General features: G+C 68.7%; 17 protein-coding genes. 4 read left to right on the top strand and 13 right to left on the bottom strand.

The window, feature by feature from the left end:
• Positions 1-34 precede the first annotated feature (34 nt).
• From FNH24_RS01525 to pepN, 9 genes are all read right to left on the bottom strand, one after another.
• Positions 35-2413 carry a transglycosylase domain-containing protein gene (locus FNH24_RS01525; protein WP_152360355.1) on the bottom strand — a complete coding sequence of 793 codons (2379 nt, stop codon included), beginning with the start codon at positions 2411-2413 and terminating at the stop codon, positions 35-37.
• 9 nt (positions 2414-2422) lie between these two features.
• Entirely contained in the window at positions 2423-3397 is a 975-nt protein-coding gene (bla, locus tag FNH24_RS01520) for a class A beta-lactamase (protein ID WP_152360354.1), read from the bottom strand.
• 55 nt (positions 3398-3452) lie between these two features.
• Positions 3453-4091, bottom strand: a complete 639-nt coding sequence (locus FNH24_RS01515) for a TetR/AcrR family transcriptional regulator (RefSeq protein ID WP_246186720.1) — start codon at positions 4089-4091, stop codon at positions 3453-3455.
• Positions 4092-4235: 144 nt separating this feature from the next.
• A complete protein-coding gene (locus FNH24_RS01510) occupies positions 4236-5264 on the bottom strand; it encodes an ABC transporter ATP-binding protein (protein WP_152360352.1) in 1029 nt (342 codons plus the stop codon).
• Positions 5261-6418 carry an ABC transporter ATP-binding protein gene (locus FNH24_RS01505; protein WP_152360351.1) on the bottom strand — a complete coding sequence of 386 codons (1158 nt, stop codon included), beginning with the start codon at positions 6416-6418 and terminating at the stop codon, positions 5261-5263. Before FNH24_RS01505 ends, FNH24_RS01510 begins: the two co-directional genes overlap by 4 nt.
• 47 nt (positions 6419-6465) lie before the next feature.
• Complete coding sequence (locus FNH24_RS01500; RefSeq protein ID WP_152360350.1) at positions 6466-7413, bottom strand: ABC transporter permease; 948 nt, start codon at positions 7411-7413, stop codon at positions 6466-6468.
• Entirely contained in the window at positions 7406-8362 is a 957-nt protein-coding gene (locus tag FNH24_RS01495) for an ABC transporter permease (RefSeq protein WP_152360349.1), read from the bottom strand. The genes FNH24_RS01500 and FNH24_RS01495 overlap by 8 nt, the downstream gene beginning before the upstream one ends.
• Positions 8363-8447: 85 nt before the next feature.
• The gene (locus tag FNH24_RS01490; RefSeq protein WP_152360348.1) at positions 8448-10085 is read right to left on the bottom strand and encodes a peptide ABC transporter substrate-binding protein; all 1638 of its coding nucleotides are present in this window, start codon (positions 10083-10085) and stop codon (positions 8448-8450) included.
• A 168-nt stretch (positions 10086-10253) separates the two neighbouring features.
• Positions 10254-12770, bottom strand: a complete 2517-nt coding sequence (gene pepN, locus FNH24_RS01485) for an aminopeptidase N (protein ID WP_246186697.1) — start codon at positions 12768-12770, stop codon at positions 10254-10256.
• Between the two features lie 67 nt (positions 12771-12837).
• Between pepN and FNH24_RS01480 the strand changes: the two genes are divergently transcribed.
• On the top strand, positions 12838-13917 hold the full coding sequence (locus FNH24_RS01480) for a hypothetical protein (RefSeq protein ID WP_152360347.1): 1080 nt from the start codon (positions 12838-12840) through the stop codon (positions 13915-13917).
• A 139-nt stretch (positions 13918-14056) separates the two neighbouring features.
• On the top strand, positions 14057-15268 hold the full coding sequence (locus tag FNH24_RS01475) for a GNAT family N-acetyltransferase (protein ID WP_152360346.1): 1212 nt from the start codon (positions 14057-14059) through the stop codon (positions 15266-15268).
• Positions 15269-15376: 108 nt separating this feature from the next.
• Here FNH24_RS01475 and FNH24_RS01470 read toward each other — a convergent pair whose 3' ends face one another.
• The 3 genes from FNH24_RS01470 to FNH24_RS01460 all read right to left on the bottom strand — a co-directional run bounded on the left by FNH24_RS01470 (position 15377) and on the right by FNH24_RS01460 (position 18067).
• Positions 15377-16393, bottom strand: coding sequence for a hemolysin family protein (locus FNH24_RS01470; RefSeq protein WP_152360345.1), 1017 nt, complete (start codon positions 16391-16393; stop codon positions 15377-15379).
• On the bottom strand, positions 16390-17787 hold the full coding sequence (locus FNH24_RS01465; RefSeq protein ID WP_246186696.1) for a hemolysin family protein: 1398 nt from the start codon (positions 17785-17787) through the stop codon (positions 16390-16392). The genes FNH24_RS01470 and FNH24_RS01465 overlap by 4 nt, the downstream gene beginning before the upstream one ends.
• A gap of 61 nt (positions 17788-17848) precedes the next feature.
• The gene (locus FNH24_RS01460) at positions 17849-18067 is read right to left on the bottom strand and encodes a hypothetical protein (RefSeq protein WP_152360344.1); all 219 of its coding nucleotides are present in this window, start codon (positions 18065-18067) and stop codon (positions 17849-17851) included.
• 82 nt (positions 18068-18149) lie between these two features.
• Here FNH24_RS01460 and FNH24_RS01455 point away from each other — a divergent pair, with 82 nt between their 5' ends.
• Positions 18150-19163 (top strand): ABC transporter substrate-binding protein, encoded by a 1014-nt coding sequence (locus FNH24_RS01455; RefSeq protein ID WP_152360343.1) that lies wholly within the window; start codon positions 18150-18152, stop codon positions 19161-19163.
• Here the strand turns inward: FNH24_RS01455 and FNH24_RS01450 are convergent, their stop codons facing one another.
• Complete coding sequence (locus FNH24_RS01450; protein WP_152360342.1) at positions 19164-19562, bottom strand: PPOX class F420-dependent oxidoreductase; 399 nt, start codon at positions 19560-19562, stop codon at positions 19164-19166. It abuts the gene before it with no gap.
• A gap of 57 nt (positions 19563-19619) precedes the next feature.
• Between FNH24_RS01450 and FNH24_RS01445 the strand changes: the two genes are divergently transcribed.
• The gene (locus tag FNH24_RS01445; protein ID WP_246186695.1) at positions 19620-21431 is read left to right on the top strand and encodes a S9 family peptidase; all 1812 of its coding nucleotides are present in this window, start codon (positions 19620-19622) and stop codon (positions 21429-21431) included.
• Positions 21432-21435 lie beyond the last annotated feature (4 nt).

Below are 21435 nucleotides of genomic sequence, written 5' to 3'. Positions count from 1 at the left end.
ATTCCAGGATTCCTGGAAAACACAATCTCTGGTGTCAGCGCGGTTCCGGCTCTTCCGGACCTTCTGACGGTTCGGGCACTTCGGGTGGCTCGGGACCGGAGGAGACGTACAGCTCGATGGTGGAGAAGGCGGGGGCCTGGCCGCCGGTCTGGCTGAAGCCGATCAGCTCGCCCTCCGGTACGGTCTCGCTGGGCCGGCGGGTCCGCCGGACGGTGAACCCGGCCTCCTCCAGCTTCGCGATCGCGTCGTCGATGGACAGCCCGCCGATCGCCGGCAGGTCCACCAGTGCCCCGGTCTCGATCTCCCGCGGCGGCTTGGTGAAGTCCGACTCCGGCAGGTCCTTCAGGTAGCGCTCCATGGTGGGCTTCCAGATCAGGCTGCCGGCGTCGCCGCCGCCACTGCCCTCCAGCCGCACGCCGGTGTCGGTCTCGTAGCCGAGCACGCCCTTGCTCCGGTACGGCTCCTTGCCCTTGCGGAACGGCACCTTCCGGTTGTCGATCGCGATCATCGCCACCCCGGCCGCGTCGGGCGTGTAGCCGGCGAAGGAAACCGTGTAGTTGTCGTCGGTGGTGCCGGTCTTGCCGGCCTGGGGCCGTCCGTCCTCGAGCCGGGCCGGCCGGCCGGTGCCGTTGTTGATCACGCCGGACAGCAGCTCGTTCATCCCGTCGGCCACCTCGGTCGGGATCACCCGGCGGCAGTTGCCGTCCGGCACCTTGAGCTGTTTGCCGGCGCTGGTGGTCACCTTTTCCAGCACGATCGGGTCGCAGTGCACGCCGCGGGCGGCGAAGGTCGCGTACGCCTCGGCCAGCTTCATCGGCGCGATCTCGGCGGTGCCGAGGGTGAACGACGGCATCGTGTCGTAGGCGCTGATCGGCAGCTCCTTGGTGCTGCTCTCCATGCCGAGCTTCTCGGTCAGCTCGACGATGTCGCACATGCCGACGTCCAGTGCCAACTGCACGAAGTAGGTGTTGGTGGACTGCTCCGCGGCCCGGCGCATGTCCATCACGCCCTCGGCCTGGGTCGAGTTCTTGACCGGGAACTTCCCGGTCTTGACCCGCCCCTCGCAGGAGTCGAAGGTGCGCCCGGTGAAGTCCATCCGCGACTTGGCGTCGTACTTCTTGCTGAACGGAATCCCCTGCTCCAGTGCCGCCGCCGCGGTGAACGCCTTGAACGTCGACCCGGCCTGGAACCCTTCCGCGCCGCCCATCTCCGGCGTCGCCGAATAGTTGTAGTAGGTCTCGCCCTTCTTCGTGTTATCGCCCATCTCCGGCCGGCTCTGTGCCATCGCCAAGATCAAACCGGTGCCCGGCTGGATCATGTTCATGGTCGCGATCACCGAGTCCTTCGGCCCGACCACCTTGCTCAGCTGCCGCTGCGCCACCTTCTGCGTCTTCGGATCGATCGCGGTCTCGATCGTCAGCCCGCCCCGGTTGAGCGTGTGCTCCCGCTCCTCCGGCGTGTTGCCCAGGCTCGGCAGCTGCAGCAGGGTGCGCCGCACGTAGTCGCAGATGAACGGGTACGGGGAGTCGACGCAGCCGTTCCGGGTCCGCTGCACCTTGTCCTGGTCGAAGCCGGTCGCCTTGGCCTGCTTGGCCTGGTCCGGAGTGATCAGGTTGAGCTCGGCCATCCGGTTGATCACCACGTCCCGCCGGTCGATGGCGGCCCCGGGATTCTTCACCGGGTTCACCTGGTTCGGATCGCGGACCAGGCCGGCCAGCATCGCCGCCTGGGGCAGGGTCAGCTTGGCCGCCGTCGTGTTGAAGTAGTGCCGGGCCGCCGCCTCCACGCCGTAGGCGCCGTCGCCGAAGTAGGCGATGTTGAGGTAGCGCTCCAGGATCTCGTCCTTGGAGAACTTCTCCTCCAGCGCGATCGCGTACCGCAGCTCACGGATCTTGCGCTGATAACCCTCCAGGCCGCTCGACTCGAGCACCTCGGCGATGCAGGCCTGATCAAGATCACAAGCGTCCAGCAGCACCATCTTCACGTACTGCTGGCTGATCGACGAGCCGCCCTGAGTGGAGCCGCCGGAGGAGTTCTGCAGCAACGCCCGCATCGTGCCGGTCAGGTCCAGCGCACCGTGCTGGTAGAACCGGTGATCCTCGATCGCCAGCTGGGCCTGGACCATCACCGGCGCGATCTTGTCCAGCTTGGTGTAGATCCGGTTCTGGTCGTAGAAGTACGTCAGCACGTCACCGTTGCCGAGCAGCACGGTCGAGCGTTCCGCCTGCGGCGGCGTGTCCAGCTCGGCCGGCAGATTGTCCAGCTCGCCGGCCGCCGCCTGCCCGGTCGCGCCGGACAGGCCGGCCAACGGGACGAACAGGCCCGCCACCAATACCCCGGCCAGCACACTGACCACCGCGAACATCGCGAACGCTGAGACGACCTTGACCACACGCTTGGGGGTAACGGGCATAACTCCTGCTCAGCTTAAAATTTCGAGGACATGTCCGGCCGCTTCGGCGACGAGATCCTCATTGTAGGCGGCGTTTCTGTCAGGGCGACTGGACATGATCGAGATCACCAACGGGGCCGACTTCGGCGGCCAGAGGATCGCGATGTCGTTGATCGTCCCGTAATCGCCGGTGCCGGTCTTGTTCGCGATCTTCCAGCCCTTCGGCAGCACCGCCTTGATCCGTGCCGCTCCGGTCGTGTTGCGCTCCAACAGATCCCTCAGCACCGCGCGCTTGTCCGGCACCAGTGCCTCGCCGAGCACGATCTGGTGGTAGTCGCCGCCCAGCGCCCGCGGCGAGGAGGTGTCTCGAAGATCACCGGGCTCGGCGGAGACGATGTCCGGCTCGATCCGGTCCATCCGGGTCACCTCGTCGCCGAGGCTACGCGCGAACTCGGTCAGCTTCCTCGGTCCGCCGAGATCCCGCAGCAGCAGGTTGCCGGCGGTGCCGTCACTGAACCGCACCGCCGCATCGCACAACTGCCGGATCGTCATCCCCGTCTTGACGTGCTTCTTGGTGATCATGGAGCTCTTCATCAGTTCGTCCTCGCCGTACCGGACCAGGGTTTCCAGGTGGGACAAGGGATTGCCCTGGACAACAGCAGCGGCGGCGAGACCCTTGAAGGTGGAGCAGAACGCGAACCGATCATCGGCCCGGTGGGTGATCGCCCGGCCGGTCCCGGTGTCCCAGGCGAACACGCCGAGCCGGGCGTCGAACTTCTTCTCCAACGCGGCCAGTCCGGCGTCGGCAGCAGCCGAGGCCGTCGGGCCGGGCGGCGCCGGGGTTTCCTTGGCCACCGGGGTTTCCGGTGTGGTCGCCGGGGCCGAGGAGCCGGTGCCCGGGCCCGGGTCCGGTGAGGCCGGGCCGGCCGCGCAGCCGGCCAGGGGGACCAGCGCAACCAGGCCGAGGAAGGAGCGGCGAGCAAGATCGCCGGAGGCTGAATTCATGATCGTTTCTCCGCAGCGGGTCGGGGATCGGTCGGTCAGCCAGCATATAACGCTGTTATCCGGCCTTCTCGATCGCGTCCAGGCCGCGCAGTCCGCGCCGCACCGACCGGCCGGCCCGGGGCCGGTCGTCACCGTGACCGGCGAAGGCGCTGATCATGCCGTCGGTCACCGACTGCCGGACCTGCTTCGGCTTGAGCATCCCGACCAGGGCCAGGCTGACCGCACCGTGCCAGAGCAACCACAGCTGGTACGCCAGCCCCTCGACGGCCCGCCGGTCCATGGCGTCGAGCCGGCCGCCGCCGGCACACCGGCCGACGGCCTCGACCAGCCGGTCCAGAGCCTCGTCGGCCAGCACGTCGGTGTATTCACTCAGCCGCGGATCGGTGAACATCGCTCGATACATCTCGGGTTCGGTCAGCCCCCGGAGCACGTAGACGGAGCCGAAGGCGGCGACATCGGCCACCGGATCCCGGGACTCGCCGACGGTTTCGAAGCCCGCGACGAGTTGCCGGCAGCCGGTTTCGACGATGGAGTGCCAGACACCGTCCATCCCGCCGAAGTGGGTGTAGACGGCCATCGTCGAAACGCCCACCTCGGCCGCCAGTCGGCGAGCCGTGACCGCCGCCGATCCCTCGGCGGCGAGCACCGTCAGCGACGCGGCCAGCATCCGCTCGCGGACCGGCACCGTTTCCATAGTCACCGAATGATCATCCCATCAGCAGCCCCGCCGGGGTTTGCATCCCACAACCAGCCGGGCAGCGCCATTTCTCGACCTGTGGCGAAGTTTCGCGACCGGACCTCACGAAGCCTCGACCGCGGTCGGGCCGGGCCGCGATGATCAGACGACCTGGCGGACCTCGGCGAAGTGGCAGGCCGAGGCGTGATCACCGGCGCCGTCCGGGCGCATGATCAACTGCGGCACCTCGACCTCGCACCGGTCCTGGGCCCGCCAGCAGCGGGTGTGGAAGCGGCAACCGGCCGGCGGATTGGCCGGGCTGGGCACGTCACCGGTGAGCACGATCTGGTCCCGGCTGTTGCGCAGCGTCGGATCGGGCACCGGCACCGCCGAGAGCAGGGCCTGGGTGTACGGATGGGTGGGCCGGGAGTAGATCTGGTCCTCGTCGCCGATCTCGGCCATGGTGCCGAGATACATCACGCCGACCCGGTCGGAGATGTGCCGGACCACCGACAGGTCGTGCGCGATGAAGATGTAGGCCAGCCCGAGCTCCTGCTGCAGCCGCTCCAGCAGGTTGACCACCTGCGCCTGCACCGACACGTCCAGCGCCGACACCGGCTCGTCGCAGACCAGGATCTTCGGGTTCAGGGCCAGCCCGCGGGCGATCCCGATCCGTTGCCGCTGACCTCCGGAGAACTGGTGCGGATAGCGGTTGATGTGCTCGGGGTTGAGGCCGACCAGGTCGAGCAGTTCCTGCACCTTGGCCCGGCGCTGCGCCGCGGGCACCACGTCCGGGTGGATGTGGAACGGCTCGGCCACGATGTCGCCGACCGTCTTCCGCGGGTTCAGCGAGGTGTACGGATCCTGGAAGATCATCTGAATGTCGCGCCGGGCCCGGCGCCAGGCCGCCCCGGACAGCCGGGTCACGTCCACGTCGCCGTACAACAACCGGCCGGAGCCCTCGCGCTTGTCGGCATGGCTGCGGAACGGCTCCTCCAACCCGACCAGCAGCCGGGCCAGCGTCGACTTGCCGCAGCCGGACTCGCCGACGATGCCGAGCGTCTCGCCCTTGTGCAGGTCGAAGGAGACCCCGTCGACGGCCTTCACGTAGCCGACCGTCCGGCGCAGCACGCCGGCCTTGATCGGATAGTGCTTGAACAGGTTGTCGGCGCGCAGGATGACCTCGCTCACCTCAACTCCTCCCCACGATGGATGGTGGGCGACGCCCCGGGATCGAACGCGGATCCGGGATCGACCCTGGACCCGTCGCGCGGCCGCTCCCCCGACCGGGCTCGCGGTGCTGCTCCCTCGGCCAGGGTCTCCGCGAAGTGGCAGGCGCTGTGCCGGTCCCGGCCGACCTCGCGCAGCAGCGGCGGCGGGTCGGACCGGCAGATGTCAGCGGCGTAGCGGCAGCGCGGGTTGAAGGCGCACCCGTCCGGGATGTTCATCAGGTTCGGCGGCAGGCCGCCGATCGCGGTCAGGTCCTGCCCCTTCTGATCAAGCCGCGGGATCGACTCCAACAGTCCCTTCGTGTACGGATGCAGCGGAGTCGCGTACAGGTCGAACACCTCGGCCGACTCGACGATCTTGCCGGCATACATCACCGAGATCCGGTCGGCCACGTCGGCGACCACCCCGAGATCATGGGTGATCAAGATCAAACCCATCCGGCGTTCTTCCTGCAACTCGGCCAGCAACTGCATGATCTGCGCCTGCACCGTCACGTCCAACGCCGTCGTCGGCTCGTCGGCGATCAAGATCGCCGGGTCGAGCGCGATCGACATCGCGATCATGATCCGCTGCCGCATCCCGCCGGAGAACTGGTGCGGGAAGGCCTTGACCCGCTGCCGCGCGGCCGGGATCTGCACCCGCTCCATCAGCCGGACCGCCTGCTGCAACGAATCGGAGCGGTTCATCCCCCGGTGCTTGCGGAACATCTCGGCGATCTGCCAGCCCACCGGAAACACCGGATTGAGCGCGGACAGCGCGTCCTGGAAGACCATCGCGATCTCGGCGCCGCGGATGGCCCGGCGCCGTTCCTCGGGCAGGGTCAGGATGTCGGTGCCGCAATAGCGCACCTCACCCCCGGTGACGTAGCCGGGCGGGGTGTCCAGGATGCCCATGATCGCCTGAGCGGTCACCGACTTCCCGGAGCCCGACTCGCCCAGGATCGCGAGGGTCTCGCCCTCCTTCAGGTCGAAGGAGACCCCGTTGATCGCCTTGGCCACCCCGTCCCGGGTGCGGAACTCCACCTGCAGGTCTTCCACCTCGAGCAGCGTGCCGTCGATCGGCTGCCAGGCCGTCCCGGACGGGACCAGCCTGGTGTCCGTCGTGGACTCGGTCATACAACCTCCCAATGTGTGCAGCGGAGCTGCGGACCTCCCCAGGAGGGTCAGCGGAGCTTCGGATCGAGCGCGTCGCGGACGGCGTCGCCGAGCATGATGAACGCCAGCACGGTGATCGACAGGAACAGGCTCGGGAACAGCAGCATGTGCGGCGCGGTCCGGATCAGTCCGAGCCCGGAGGCGTCGGCGATCGCCTGCCCCCAGGAGATCGCCGGCGGTTGCAGCCCGATGCCGAGGAACGACAGCGTGCCCTCCGTGGCGATGAACACGCCGAGGTTGATCGTGGCGACCACGATCAACGGCGCGGCCGCGTTGGGCAGGATGTGCTGGATGATCAACCGGGCCGGGCTGGCGCCGAGCGCCCGCGCGGCCTGCACGTAGTCGTTCGGCTTCACCTGCAGCACGCTGGATCGCATCACTCGGGCAGTCTGTGGCCAGGCGATGATCACCATCACCAGCACCACCTTGCCGACCAGTTGCAGGTACGGATCGCCGGCCCGGTTGGGGAACTGGTAGAGGAAGAGCAGACCGCCCAGGATCAGCGGGATGGCGAAGAAGATCTCGCCGATCCGGGACAGCACCGCATCGACCCAGCCGCCGACGTAGGCGCCGATGGTGCCGATGCCGCCGCCGATGATCACGGTCATCACTGTGGTCAGCAGGCCGACGATCAAGGATGAACGGGCACCGTAGATGGTGCGGGCGTAGACGTCATAACCCTGCTGGTCCATCCCGAACCAGGCCCGGTCGAACGACGGCGACTCCCGAGCGCGACGCAGGTCGGCGAAGTTGGGATCGGTCTGGGTGAACAACTGCGGCACGATCGCCATCAACAGGATGATTGCGATCAGCACCGCGGAGATCCAGAAGATCGGGTTCCGGCGCAGCTCTCGCCAGGCGTCGGACCAGAGCGAGCGGTTGGCGGGACCGCCCGAAGGGGCGACCGCTGCCGCGGTGCTCTGATCGACCTGGGGCGTGACAGTCGTCTCAGCCATGGCCGATCCTCGGGTCCAGGACGCCGTACAGGATGTCGACGATCAGGTTCATGATCAGGTAGACCAGCACCAGCACGACGACCGCCCCGACCACGGAGACGCCGTCCTTCTGGTTGACGCTGCGGAAGATGAACCCGCCGATGCCGTTGATGTTGAAGATCCGCTCGGTGACCACCGCGCCGCCCATCAGAGTGCCGATGTCGGTGCCGACGAAGGTCACCACCGGAATCAGCGAGTTGCGCAGTGTGTGCACGCCGATCACCCGGCGCTGGGTCAGGCCCTTGGCCCGCCCGGTGCGGACATAGTCCGCGCGCAGATTCTCCACCAGAGACGCCCGGGTGAGCCGGGAGACGAAAGCGACCGACAGGGTGCCGAGCACGAAGCCCGGCAGGAGTAACTGGGCCCAGGTGCCCTCAGTCGCCGTCGGGGAGAAGAAGCCGGACTTCGGGCCGAAGATCATCTCCCACAGGAACCCCAGTCGGATGCCGAAGACGAGCTGGGAGACGGTGCCGATCACGAAGACCGGGATCGAGATCACGAACAGGGTGCTGACCAGCACCAGGTTGTCCAGGAACCGGCCCTTGCGGATGCCGGCCAGGACGCCGGCGGTGATGCCGATGATCACCTCGCAGGTGATCGCGATCACGGTCAGCTTGATCGTCGTCGGATACCGGATCGCCAACTCGTGGGCGACCTCGTTGCCGTAGAAGTTGGTGCCAAGATCACCCTGCAGCAGCTTGCCGACGTAGAGCAGGTACTGAATCGGCAGCGGCTGGTCCAGGTTGTATTCCTCGGTGAATTTCGCGATGTAGCCGGGCTGACAGGGCCGTTCGCCGCAACGGCCGGAGATCGGGTCACCGAGCCCGAACACCGCCAAATACAAGATGAAGATCGTGCCAAGGAACACCGGGATCATCTGCAGCACCCGGCGCACGATGAACGTTGCCATGCGCGCACTCCCTCGCTAGGGCCAGATTCGAAACGTGCCTACGCCGAGGGCGGCCGACCGTCCGGCCGCCGCCCCCGGCGCAGGATCACTGCTTGACTTCGATCTGTCCGTAGTCGATGACGCCGAACGCGTTGGTGTTCACGTTCGTCACCTTCGACGACCAGCCGATCACGGCCGCGTCGAACCAGGTCGGGAACGCCGGCAGGTCGTCGATCAGCTTGGCCTCGGCCGCCTGATAGAAGGTGTTCGCCTCATCCGGCGTCTTGGCCGCGTTGCCCTTCGCAAGGTCGGCCTGGAACTCCGGGTTGTCGTAGCGGACATCGTTGGACGACGCACCCTTGGCGTAGATCGGGGTGAGGAAGTTCTCGATGTTCGGGTAGTCCATCTGCCAGCCCTGCCGGAAGATGCCCTTGCGTTCCTTGCGGTTCAGCTGATCACGCAGGGTCTTGAAGTCCGGCGTGATCTCCACCGCGCATTCGACTCCCAACGCGTTCTTCAGCGAGTTGCAGACCGCGTCCGCCATCGGCTTGTGCCCGCCGTCCTGGTTGACACCGAAGGTCAGCGTGCCCTTGTAGCCGCCGGCCTTGTCGTACAGCTCCTTGGCCTTCTGGGCATTGAACTGGCACCACTCGCCACAGGCGCCCTGCTTGTAACCGTTCACCACCGGTGAGACGAAGCTGTCCGCCGGGATCCGGCTGCCGTTGTAGATCTGGGTGGTGATCAACTCCCGGTCGAGCGCCATCGAGATCGCCCGGCGAAGATCACGGTTCTTGAACTGCTCATCGGTCGGCGAGAAGCCGATCGCCTGGATCACGCCCTGTTCCTTGACCAGGTTCTGATCCGGCAGATCCGTCTTGAAGAGGTCGTCGACCATCTGATCGGGCGGAATGACGTCGGTCGCGTCCAGGTTGCCCGCCACCACGTCGGTGTAGGCGGCCGACGGGTCGTTGTAGATCCGGAAGGTGATCTTGTCCGGCTTGCCGACGTGCTCACCGGAGTAGTCGGCGAACTTGCTCAGCACGATCTGGGTGTCCTCCACCGAGTCCACCTGATACGGCCCGGCGCCGATCGGCTTGGTCTTGAAGCTGTCCGGGTCCTCGAAGAAGGAGTCCGGCTGCGGGGCGAAGGCCGTGTAGCCCAGCCGCACCACCAGGTTGGAGACCGCTGCGCTGGTCTTGATCGTGAAGGTGTAGTCGTCGACCACCTTCAGACCGGACAACTTATCGGACTTCGGCTTCGGCGAGCACTCCTCGTTCGGGCAAGCGACGTCTGCGTAGCCCTCGAACGGCTCGAAGAAGTAGCTGGCCTGCTGGCCGTTGGCGCCGGCGGCGGTGTAGTTCCAGGCATCGACGAAGTTGTGAGCCTTCACCTCGGTGCCGTCGTGGAACTTGTAACCCTGCCTGAGCTTGACCGTGAAGTTGATGTTGTCGTCGGTCTCGATGCTCTCGGCGATGTCGTTCTCCGGCGCCGCGTCCTTGAGCGCGTAATGGATCAGCTTCGCCGTGAACACGTCCAGGATGTTGCCACCGCACACCTCGGCCGTATTGCCGGCGACGAGCGGGTTCTGGGGCGTACAACCGCGGACAGAGATCTCTCCTCCGCCGGCTGCCGGTTCGCTTCCACCCGGATCGGTGGGGGTGTTCCCACCGGTGCCACAGGCGGTCGCAACGAGCGCCAAGGCACTGATGGCTGCCGCGAGCGCTACGCGAGTTCGTCCTCGCATGAAACGTCTCCTCCTCCAAAGGGCGCCCGGGTTACGGGCGCGAAACGACCGCGCTCCTGACTGCGCGGCTTGACCATTTCTAGGCCATCGTTGCGTAAAACCGCAAGGCGTGGTGCTGAACCGGTCGGACGCGCAACAAGATTGTGACCAGCGGTCCTGTTATCGATATCAGCCGAATTCCCGGCGCGACCGCACCGCCCGCCGGAGTCGATCCGTGCCGTCGACCAGGGACCTCCGGATCGGGTCGGCGAGGGTCTGCTCGGCCAGGGTCCGCTCGGCCAGCGCCAGCGTCTCCTCGGTGGCCGACAGGTACGGGAAGGCCAGCGCGGGGACCCGGCTGAGGGCCCAGCCGGAGCGGAATTCGGCCGTCCGGCCCACCTCGGCGAAGAACCGCTCGACATAGTCGGCGGTGAGCTCGGTCTGATCCGGCCGGAAGAAGCCCTCCGCCGTCGCGTAGACCTGATAGGCCGAGGCCGTGGACGGCTCCATCAGCAGGTGCCAGGCCGCCTCCTTGGCCGCCGCGGTCGGCAGCGCCGCCCGGGCCCGCGCGGCGTGCTGCTCGGCCGACGCCGACCGGTCGGCGGCCGACTGCGCGTCGATCAGCCCGGCGTCACCGGTCAGTTCGCTCAGCCGGGACACCAGCGACCAGGTGAGGTCCGGGTCGAGCTCGACCCCGTTCGGCAGGACGGCGCCCGACTGCCAGGACCGGAGCAGCTCGGGATCGGCGGCACTGTGGACCGCGGAGCGGAACGCCAGCAGTTGCCGGTCCGACCCGGCGGCCGAGGCGGTCAGCTCGGAGCGGACCACGGCGTGCAACCGGGCCAGCCGCGCCGCCCGGTCCGCCGGCGGACTGTAGGGCCCGGTCAGCTCCGACCGGGCGAACGACAGCATCGACTGCCAGACGATGTCCTCGGGCTCGGACGGCGCCCCGTCCAAGATCAATCGCAGCGCCTCGACCGGGTCGAGCTCGGCGTCGCGGACCGAATCGCGGGCAGCGCTGAAGATCACCAACCGGATCGACGGATCGGTGATCTTGCCGATCAGGTCGATGATCATCGGCCAGGCCCGGTCGCCGAACCTGATCTTGGCCCAGGTCTCATCGGTCGAGTCCGGGATGATCACCGCCGCGCCCGCGGTCTCGATCGCCACCGGCACCGGCTCGCCGGCGAGCCGGATCGGGATCCGCTGGGCGACCGCTCCGGCCGCATCCAGAGCGGCCACCTCGATCGCGTGCGTCCGGTCGGCGACATGATCAACAGGCACGACGCGACGGACCGACCCTTCGTCGACGGCGATCGTGTCCAGACCCGAGGTGCGCAGCCAGCTCCGGGCCCAGTCGTCCAGTCCGTCGGCACCGGCCCGGGTCCAGGCCCCGATCAGGTCGGCGAACGAGGCGTTGCCGTACGCGTGCCGTTCGAAGTAGTCCTTCAGCCCGGCCAGGAAGACGTCGTCGCCCAGATAGGCCACCAGCTGCCGCAGCACGGCCGCGCCTTTGGCGTAGGAGATCCCGTCGAAGTCCTGCAATGCCGACTGCGCGTCGTCGGAGCCGTTGCCGGCGACCGGGTGGGTCGACGGTGACTGGTCGGCGATCCGGCCCCAGTCCTTGCGCAGGCCGAACTCGATCCACAACGGATACCGGGTCGCCTCGGTGCAGCAGCGATGCCCGGCGTACTCGGCGAACGACTCGTTCAGCCACAAGTCGTCCCACCAGGTCATGGTGACCAGGTCGCCGAACCACTGGTGCGCCATCTCGTGCGCGATCAGTCCGGCCCGGCCGGCCCGTTCGGCGGTGGTCGCCCGGGAGCGGTAGATCAGCGAATCGCGGATCGTGATGCAGCCCGGATTCTCCATCGCACCGGCGTTGAAGTCGGGCACGAAGCACTGGTGGTATTCGCCGAACGGATAACGGACGCCGAACGTGCGGTGATAGAAGTCGAAACACTGCCCGGTGACCTCGATCAGGTCGGCCGCCTCGGCCTCCAACTCGCGGCCCAGCGAGGCCCGGACGTGGAAGCCGAGCTTGATCGGCTCCGCACCGTCGCTCGCGTGCTCCTGGAACACCGACGCGTACGGACCCGCGACCAGGGTCACGAAGTAGGTCGACAGCGGCTTGTCCTGGACCAGCTCCCAGACGCCCGGGCTCACCGAACGACTGGGCCCGTTGCCGAGGATCGTCCAGTGCTCCGGCGCCGTCACCCGCAGCGTGTACGGCGACTTCAGGTCCGGCTGGTCGAAGCAGGCGAACCAGCGCGGCGCCGCGTCCAGGAAGGACATCCCATAGAGATAGGTGTTGCCGTCGGCCGGGTCGACATGCCGGTGCAGACCCTCCCCGTCGCTGGAATAGGCCATCTCGCCGGTGATCACCAGCGTGTTCTCCGCCTGCAGGCCGGTCAGCTCGATCCGCCCGCCGCGCCACCGATCGAGCGACACCGGGGCGCCGTTCAGGGTGACCGAGACCAGCCGCCGACCCTTGAAATCGACGAAGGTGGCGGCGCCGGGCGTCGCCCGGAAGCCGATCGTCGAGGTCGAGGCGAACGCCTCACCGGCTTCCGCTCCCGGCACCGCCGCCGCGGTGCCGAGGTCGAGCTCGACCCGCATCGCCGACACGGAGATCGTCGCCGCCCGCTGCTCGGCCTCGGTCCGCAGCAGACTGATCGTTTCGGGTTCGTTCGATTCGGCGCGCACAGCCGCAACCTACCCGGCCGATCCCTCGCCCATACCGAGTCCCAGAACTTTCAGTATTGTCATCCCCATGGCGGAAACCCGGCGCATGTCGCCCATGGCGCTGTCGATGCGGAAGCGGAGCCTTCTCGTCTGGGGGATCGTGCTTCTCGTCGTCTGGGCAGCGATCACGATCCCGGTCACGGTGCTCTACAGCAGCGACCCGATCCAACGGGCCGGGATGGCGATCGCGCTCCAGCTCTTCATCGGCATCCTCGGTCTGCTCGGCGTGATCTTCCTCATCGTCGGGATCGCGGGCGAGGTCCGGTCCAAGCGCTTCAACAAGCGGGACTGGGCGTTGGCCGACGCATTGCACGAGTCGCTCGGGGAGTTGTGGCACGAGCCGGCCGAGTCGGCGTACCGGCTGGTCGAGGGCGACGCCACCATCAGCGGTGCCCGGCTGGTCGAGATCGAGCGGCACTTCGACTCCCAGACCGAGGGCGCGATCAACGGCACCATGTCGCACCAGTTGCGGATGTTCGGCACCTCCTTCTCCAGCTCGTACGGCAGCGCCCGGTCCACCGGCCGCGGCACCGCCTCGATGAGCTCGGTCTCGGCCGGAGTGTTCTCCGGTTCGATCAAGGGCCTGAGCGAGGTCAACCTGAACGTCAGCACGACGACCCGGAACAACCTGATGGGCGATGCCCTGTTCGCCGTCTTCGAGGCGCCCGGCCCGGCCGGCGTCCGGGACACGTACCGGGTGATCAGCATGTCCCAGCCCGGCGTGATCAGCTGGCTGCAGGAGCTGATCGGCTTCGCCGCCAATCAGGTCGGCGGCCCGCGCACCCATGCCGGCGGGACCGTGCTCAGCTGGGTGCAGAATCTGATCAGCCGGTTCGCGCCGGGCGACATCTCCTACGTCACCGACCGGCTGAAAGCCTTGCACAGCAGGTCTTCGGAAGAACGGGAGCCGGTCACCGTCTACGGCACCCAGGCCGGCCGGAACGCGCTGATCGCGACCTCGATCTCGATCGGCGGCGCGCAGCAGCTGTCCATGATGCCGTCCCGCTTCCCCGCCCTCTTCGGCCGCGCGCTGGCGATCGGCGTCGCCAACGGCGAGCAGAAGCTCGCCGGCCAACCCATCGTCCGGCCCAGCCTCAGCCAGGCCTGACCCTTCGTCGTTCCCTGAGCCTGCTTGTTCCGTTCCCTGAGCCTGTCGAAGGGCCGACCGGATCCCACCCGCTTCTCCGAGTGATCAAACCGGGTGAAAGCAGGTCGACCGACCCGCCCGAGCCGATTACTGTCGCCGGGTGACCGTCTCCGCGCGACCGCTGACCGACGATGACGCCGAGGCGTCCCGCCGCCTCGGCTGGGAGGCCTTCGGCGCTCCCGGCACCCCGCCGACCGAGCCGCCGCCGCCCGTCGCCGGCGAGGGGCGCTGCTGGTACGGCGCCTTCCTGACCGACGATTCCGGCACCGAGCGGCTGAGCGCCCGGATGCTGGACCGCTACTTCGAGACCTGGATCGGCGGTCGCCGGGTGCCCACCGCCGGCATCGCCGGGGTGACCACCGCGGCCGAGGATCGCGGCCGGGGTCTGCTCTCGCCCCTGTTCGGCGCGCTGTTGGCCGGGGCGCACGAGCGGGGCGCGGTGATCTCCAGCCTGTTTCCGACCGCGCCGAAGATCTATCGCCGGTTCGGCTACGAGGTGGTCGGTGACCTGGTCGAGGTCGAGGTGCCGACCGCGGTGCTGGCGGCGGTCGACGCCCCGGCCGGTGGCTCGGTCCGGCGCGCCGTCGCGGCTGACGTACCGGCGATCTTCGACTGCTACGGCGCCTGGGCCGCGACCCAGCACGGTCCGCTGACCCGGGAGGGCGCGGCCTTCGCCTCCGACCGGGACGGCCTGCTGAACGACTTCACCGGAGTCACGGTCGCACTCGATGATCATGGAACGATCACCGGCTACGCACTCTGGGACCGGGGCGGGGAATACGGGCCGGGTTCCTCGATCAAGCTCGAAGAAGTGATCGCCACCACCCCGGACGCCTACCGCGGCCTGCTCCGGACGCTGGGCTCCTTCGCCTCGGTGACACCGGCGATCAAGATCACCACCGCCGGCTTCGACGTGATCAGATCCCTGCTGCCCGCCCTCGACTGGCAAGTGATCAAGCGCAGCCCGTACATGATCAATGTCATCGACATCGCCGGCGCCCTGACCAAGCGCGGCTACCGGTACGGCTTCGAGGCGGTCCTCGACTTCTCGGTCGCCGATCACTTCCTGGACGCCTGTAACGGCAGCTACCGCCTCCGAGTGGCCGGCGGCCGCGGCCGCTGCGAGCGGATCCGCCCCGAACCGGAGCAGCGGCAGTTCACCGCCCGCGGCCTGGCTGCCCTCTACGCCGGCGCCCTCCCCGTCGCCGAACTCCGCGCCGCCGGCCTGCTCACCGGCGGCGACCCCGCCACCGACTCCCTCTGGGACGGCGCCTTCGGCGCCCCCGCCCTCCAGATCCGCGACTACTTCTGACCCCGGTCGGTCGACGAGCCCAAACGCGTCAGTTGCACTCATCCGCGTCAGTTGCAATTGCCGCGTATGAGTGGAACTGACGCGTTTGTGCTCGGAATGAGGGCGACGTCAGCCGCTGACGGTGCCGACCAGTTCCTCGAGTACGTCTTCGAGGGCGACTAGGCCGAGGGTGGATTCGTCGGGGGCGGCGACTCGGGCCAGGTGGGCGCCCTGGTCCTGCATGGTGCGCAGGGCGTCGTGCAGGCGGGTCTCCGGGGCGAGGACGGGCAGGCTGCGGAACAGGGATTCGGCGACGGGGGCGTCTCGGTCGTCGGCGCCGAGGATGTCCTTGACGTGCAGATAGCCGATGAAGGCGCCGTCGCGGACCACCGGATAGCGGGAGAAGCCGGTCTCGGCGCAGAGCCGTTCGAGGTCGGCCGGGGTCACTTCCGGCGGCACTGACCTCAGGTCGTTCGGCAACAGCAGGACCTGCTGCACGGTGTGCTGCTCGAACTCCAGGGCGCCGGACAACAGGCCGTATTCGTCGGCGTCGAGCAGGCCTTCGCGGCGGGATTCGTCGACCAAACCGGCGACCTCCTCGTGGGTGAAGGTCGAGTTGACTTCGTCCTTGGGCTGCACCCGGAGCAGCCGGACCGCGCCGTTGGCGATGCCGTTCAGCCCGACGACGGCCGGCTTGAGCAGGAAGATCACCACCAGCATGAACGGGCCCAGGGCGAGCGCGGCCCGCTCGGGGCCGGCCAGCGCGACGTTCTTCGGCACCATCTCGCCGAGCACGACATGGCACCAGACGATCAGCAGGGTGGCCAGCACCAGCGCGATCGGATGCACCAGGAACTCGGGGATCCCGACCAGGGAGAACAGCGGCTCGATCGCGTGCGCGATCACCGGCTCCGACACGGCACCGAGGCCGAGGGTGCACAGCGTGATGCCGAGCTGGGCGCCGGCCATGGCCAGGCTGACCTGCTCCATCGCCCGGATCGCCAGCCGGGCCGACCAGCGGCCGCCCTCGGCCAGGGGCTCGATCTTCGACCGGCGGGCGGAGACGAGGGCGAATTCGGACGCGACGAACAGGGCGTTGCCGAAGAGCAGCGCCACGGTCAGGACCAGCCCGGCCCAGAGGTTCATCGCCGGTCCTCCCCCGCCTCGGCCGAGTCCTCCGGGTCACCGGGATCGTCGTCGACGACGGTCAGCTGGAGCCGGTCGATCCGCCGCCGGACGACGCGCTCGACCCGCAACTCGACCAGCACCGGCTCCGGTACGAACTCCTCGGTGCGCTCGGCCCGCTCGCCGCGCACCCGGACGGCGTCGCCGGGACCGGCGATCCGGCCCAGCCGGTGCACCACCAGCCCGGCGATCGTCTCGTAGTCGGCGTGCTCGGGCAGCTTGACCCCGGTCTGTTCGGTCACCTCGTCCGGCCGGAGCAGCCCGGACAGCGTCCAGCTGCCGCCGCGCTTGGGACTGGCCGCGGTCGCCTGCGGGTCGTGTTCGTCGTCGATCTCGCCGACGATCTCCTCGACCAGGTCCTCCAGGGTGACGATGCCGTCGGTGCCGCCGTATTCGTCGACGACCAGCGCGACCTGGTGCGGCGCGGTCCGCAGCTCGGTCAGCAGCGGGTCGAGCTCGATCGTGTCCGGCACCCGGGGCAGCGGCTCGACCAGCTCGCCGACCCGGACCCGGTCCCGCCGTTCGGGCTCGATCATCAGCGCCTGGCGCAGCCGGACCAGCCCGAGCACGTCGTCGGTGTCCCGGCCGATCACCGGAAACCGCGAGTAGCCGGTCTCCCGGGTCGCGCGGATCAGGTCCGCCGCCGATTCACCGGCCTGCAGGAATCGGACCCGGACCCGGGCCACCCGGACGTCGGCCGCGGTCCGGTCTCCGAACGCGATGCTGCGATCGACCAGGTCGGCGGTCGGCCCTTCCAGGGAGCCCTCGGAGGCGGACCGGCGGATCAGGTAGCGCAGCTCGTTCGGCGACCGGGCCGATCGCAGTTCCTCCTGCGGCTCGATCCCGTTGAAGCGCAGGATCGCGTTGGCCGCACCGTTCAGCCACCGGATCGGCCAGCCCATCACCCGGGTGAAGCCGCGCATCCAGAACTGGGTCACGATCGCGATCCGCAACGGCAGCGCCAAGGCCAGGTTCTTCGGGATCAGCTCGCCCAGCAGCATGGTGATCAAGGTGCTGCCGATCAACGCCACGGCCAAGGCGATCGCGCCGACGGCCATCTCGTTGAGCACGCCGAGCGCGGTCAACGGGGGCCGGAGCAGCGTCGCGAGCGCCGGCTCGGCCAGATAGCCGATGGCCAGGTTGGTCAGGGTGATGCCGAGTTGGGCGCCGCTGAGCTGGGTGGAGAGCGAGGACAGCGCCTTCTGGACGCCGGCGGCGCCGCGTTGGTTCTGGTCGGCGGCCCGGTCGACCGTGGCCCGATCGACGGTGACGAACGCGAACTCGGCGGCGACGAAAACGCCGCAGGCCAGCATCAGCAGGATGGAGACGGCCAGCAGGATCCACTCGGTACTCAAGGTCGGACGAGTCTATCCGGCCCCGGACGCCGACCGCGCGGCCCGGGCCGCCGGCAGTCGCTCAGGTCCGCCGGTTCGCGGGCTTCTCGTTGCCGCGGCGGTAGTTGCCGGTGATCCGGGCCAGCAGTTGTTGATCTTCGTCGTCGCTCTGGCCGAGCTTGCTGATCAGCTTGTCCGCGGCCGGTCCGGCCACGACGGTCACCTGGCGACCGCCGCGACTGATCAACACCCGGCCGTCCTTGGTCACCCGGAAGTCGAATGGGTTGTCCTCGAGTCCCACCGGCCGCTCCCCTCCCTCGTCGTACGCCCAGCCAACCGGACTCCGCCCGACCAGCCAAGTTAGTTAGGTTAGCCTTAGCGACATGATTCGCCCGCTCCGGTCGACCCGGATCGCCCTCGCCGTGCTGCTCCTCGGATTGTTCACCGCCGTCGCCGGGTGCGCCGGACCGTCCGCGGGACCGGACTCGGCACCGCCCGGCACTGCTCCGGCGGGCGCCGGATTCCCGGTCACCCTGCAGCACAAGTTCGGCAGTACGACGATCCCGGAGCAGCCGCAGCGGGTGGTCACGGTCGGCTTCAACGACCAGGACTTCGCGCTGGCGTTGGGCGTGGAGCCGGTCGGCGTCCGGGAGTTCCTCGGCTACCCCGCCCCGGACCGGCCGTGGGCCCCGGAGAACGTACGCGGCAAGCAACTGCCGACCGTCGGCGCGCAGGACCTCGATCTCGAGCAGGTGGCCAAGCTCGAGCCGGACCTGATCCTCGGCATCAACTCCTACATCGACGAGGAGGCGTACGGCCTGCTGAACGGCATCGCCCCGACCCTGGCCCAGACCGCCGATCATCCGGACGGCGCGACGCCGTGGGACGAACAGACCCGGCAGACCGGCCAGGCCCTCGGCCGGGTCGACGAGGCGGCGGCGATCATCGAGCGGACCACCGCCGCCTTCGACACGGCCAAGGCCGCGCATCCGGAGTTCGCCGGCAAGCGGGCGGCGTTCCTGCTCGGGTCTTCCGCCTCCGGCGTCTGGAGCATGGGCGCCGACGACTACCGGACCGGCTGGCTGACCCAGCTCGGCTTCGCGGTGGACGCCACCGGCGGCGAGGTCAGCTACGAGAAGCTGGACACCCTCGACCGGGACGTGCTGCTCGGCGAGGGCGTCGCCGCCGCCGATCTGAAGCGCGACGTGGTGCAGCGGCTGGCGGTGGTCCGCGAGGGCCGCTATGTCGGGCTCGGCGCCTTCGACAACGACTTTGCCGCGGCCCTCGGCTTCAACTCTCCGCTCAGCCTGCCGTTCCTGCTCGACATCGCGGTGCCCCGGCTGGCCGCGGCGACCGACGGCGATCCGGCGACCAGGCCCGCGGCCTACCCGGAGTGATCATCCGGCCGCGTAGCCGGTGATCTTGGTCGGCGTGATCCGGACGATCACCCGGACGAACCCTTCCGGGTCGGGGTCCTTCGGCTTGCCGTCGTATTTCCAGGACAGCTTGTCGTCGAACGCGAAGCCGCCCTCCTCGGTGATCGTCGCGGTGCCGCGGATCTCGGCGTAGCTCTCCGGGTCGGCCAGGTCGAAGATCGTGATGCTGACCCGCGGGTCGCGGCGCAGGTTGCGATCCTTCCGCCGGCCGGCGACCGTGCAGAAGAGCACGTCGTCGCCATCCCGATCGATCCACATCGGCGAGGTCTGCGGTGAGCCGTCCGGATTCACCGTGGCCAGCACCGCGTAGTTGCGGCCGTCCACCAGCGCCCGGACCTTGTCGTTCAGGGTCACAGTCACCTCGACAGCGTACGGGCCGGGCTGCGGCGACGCGGCCCTCGGCGATACGTTTAACCGGTGACGCGCGACCCGCATTCGATCATCACCGCCCTGCTCGACCTGCAGACCTGGCAGGTCTTCGACATCGATCCCGACGGCCGCATCCTGGCCGGCAACGACGAGCGCGGTTCGCTGCAGCTGGTCGAGCTCGGCACCGACGGATCCCGCACACCGCTGACCGAGCTGCCCTCGCGCTGCTCCGGGCGCTATGTCCCGGGGTCGTCGCCGCGCCGGGTCGTCGTCGAGCACGACACCGACGGGGACGAGCGGATGCAGCTGTCGTTGCTGACGATCGAGCCCGACCGGGCACCGTACGGCCTGGCCGAGCTGACGCCGCTGGTCCGGGATCCGGAGTTCATGCACGTCCTGCAGGACGTCACCGAGACGTCGGTGATCTATTCCACCAACCGGCGCAACTCGGTCGACATGGACGTGATCGTCCGGGACCTCGGCAGCGGCTCCGAGACGGTGCTGTACGAGGACGGCGGTTACGTCGCCATGGTGACCGCCTCCCATGATCAGCAGAGCGTCGCGGTGACCAGCCTCACCCTGCAGCCGGCGAGCACCGCGGTGTTCCTGGCCGGGGCCCGATCCGGCCCGATTACCGATCCGGACGAGCACGCCCAGCACCGCTCGGTCGCCTGGGCCGCCGGCGACGACGCCGTGATCATGAGCTCCAACCATGATCGGGAGTTCGCGGCGGTGGTCCGGGTCGGGACGGACGGAGCGGACTGGCAGGAGCTGGTCGCCGCCGATGATCATGATCTGCTGGTCGACGTGTCACCGGACGGCTCGGCGCTGGCCGTCGGACACCTGGTCGACGGCGCGGTCACGATCAGCGTGCACGACGCGGACGGCGGCCACCGGGTCGACGTGACCACGCGAGAGAACGGGATCCCGTCGATCGTCTGGGCCCACGACTCCTCGGCGTTCGCGATGTTGATCACGGCGCCGACCGATCCGGGCTCGATCTTTCGGGTCGACGCCCGGACCGGCGAAGCCGTCCTGATCATCGACGGCCGGGCCCAACTTCCCGATGACCTGGAACTGTCGGCGCCGAGCGTGCACCGGGTGCCGACGCCGGACGGCGAACAGGTGCCCTGCTTCGTCCACCACCCGCCGGCCGGGGCCGACCCTCGGCTGGCCGGTGCCTCCGTGCTGCACATCCACGGCGGTCCGGAAGCCCTGGCCATGCAGGTGTTCAGCCCGGTCATCCAGGCTCTGGCGGCGGTCGGCTTCACCGTCCTGGTGCCGAATGTCCGCGGCTCCAACGGCTACGGCAAGCGCTGGGTCAGCCTGGACGACGTCGACCTCCGGCTCGACTCGGTCGCCGACCTGGCCGCCCTGCACGCCTGGCTGCCGGAACTCGAGCTTGATCCGGCCCGGAGTGCGTTGTGGGGCGGCTCCTACGGCGGCTACATGGTGCTGGCCGGGGTGACGATGCAGCCGGATCTGTGGGCCGCCGGGGTGGACATCGTCGGCATCTCCTCGCTGGTCACCTTCCTGGAAAACACGTCGGGCTATCGGCGGGCCTACCGGGAGCGGGAATACGGCCGGCTGGACCGGGACCGGGAGTTCCTGATCAAGGCGTCGCCGATCACCTACCTTGATCAACTCGTCAGCCCGCTGTTCGTGATCCACGGGGCGAACGACCCACGGGTGCCACTGTCGGAGGCCGAGCAGATCTGCGCCGCCCTGGACGAGCGCGGCATCCGCAATGAGCTCCGGGTGTATCACGATGAGGGCCACGGGCTGGCCAAGCGGGTCAACCGGCTGGACGCCTACCCGCCCGCGATCGCCTTCCTGACCGACGTCCTCGGCACCTCGTAACGCG

Origin of the sequence: Microlunatus speluncae (assembly GCF_009299835.1) — a bacterium.
In the GTDB taxonomy this organism is placed as follows: Bacteria; Actinomycetota; Actinomycetes; order Propionibacteriales; family Propionibacteriaceae; genus Microlunatus; species Microlunatus speluncae.
Note: the sequence above shows the minus strand (reverse complement) of the source record. Positions and strands in the feature narration are given on the sequence as shown.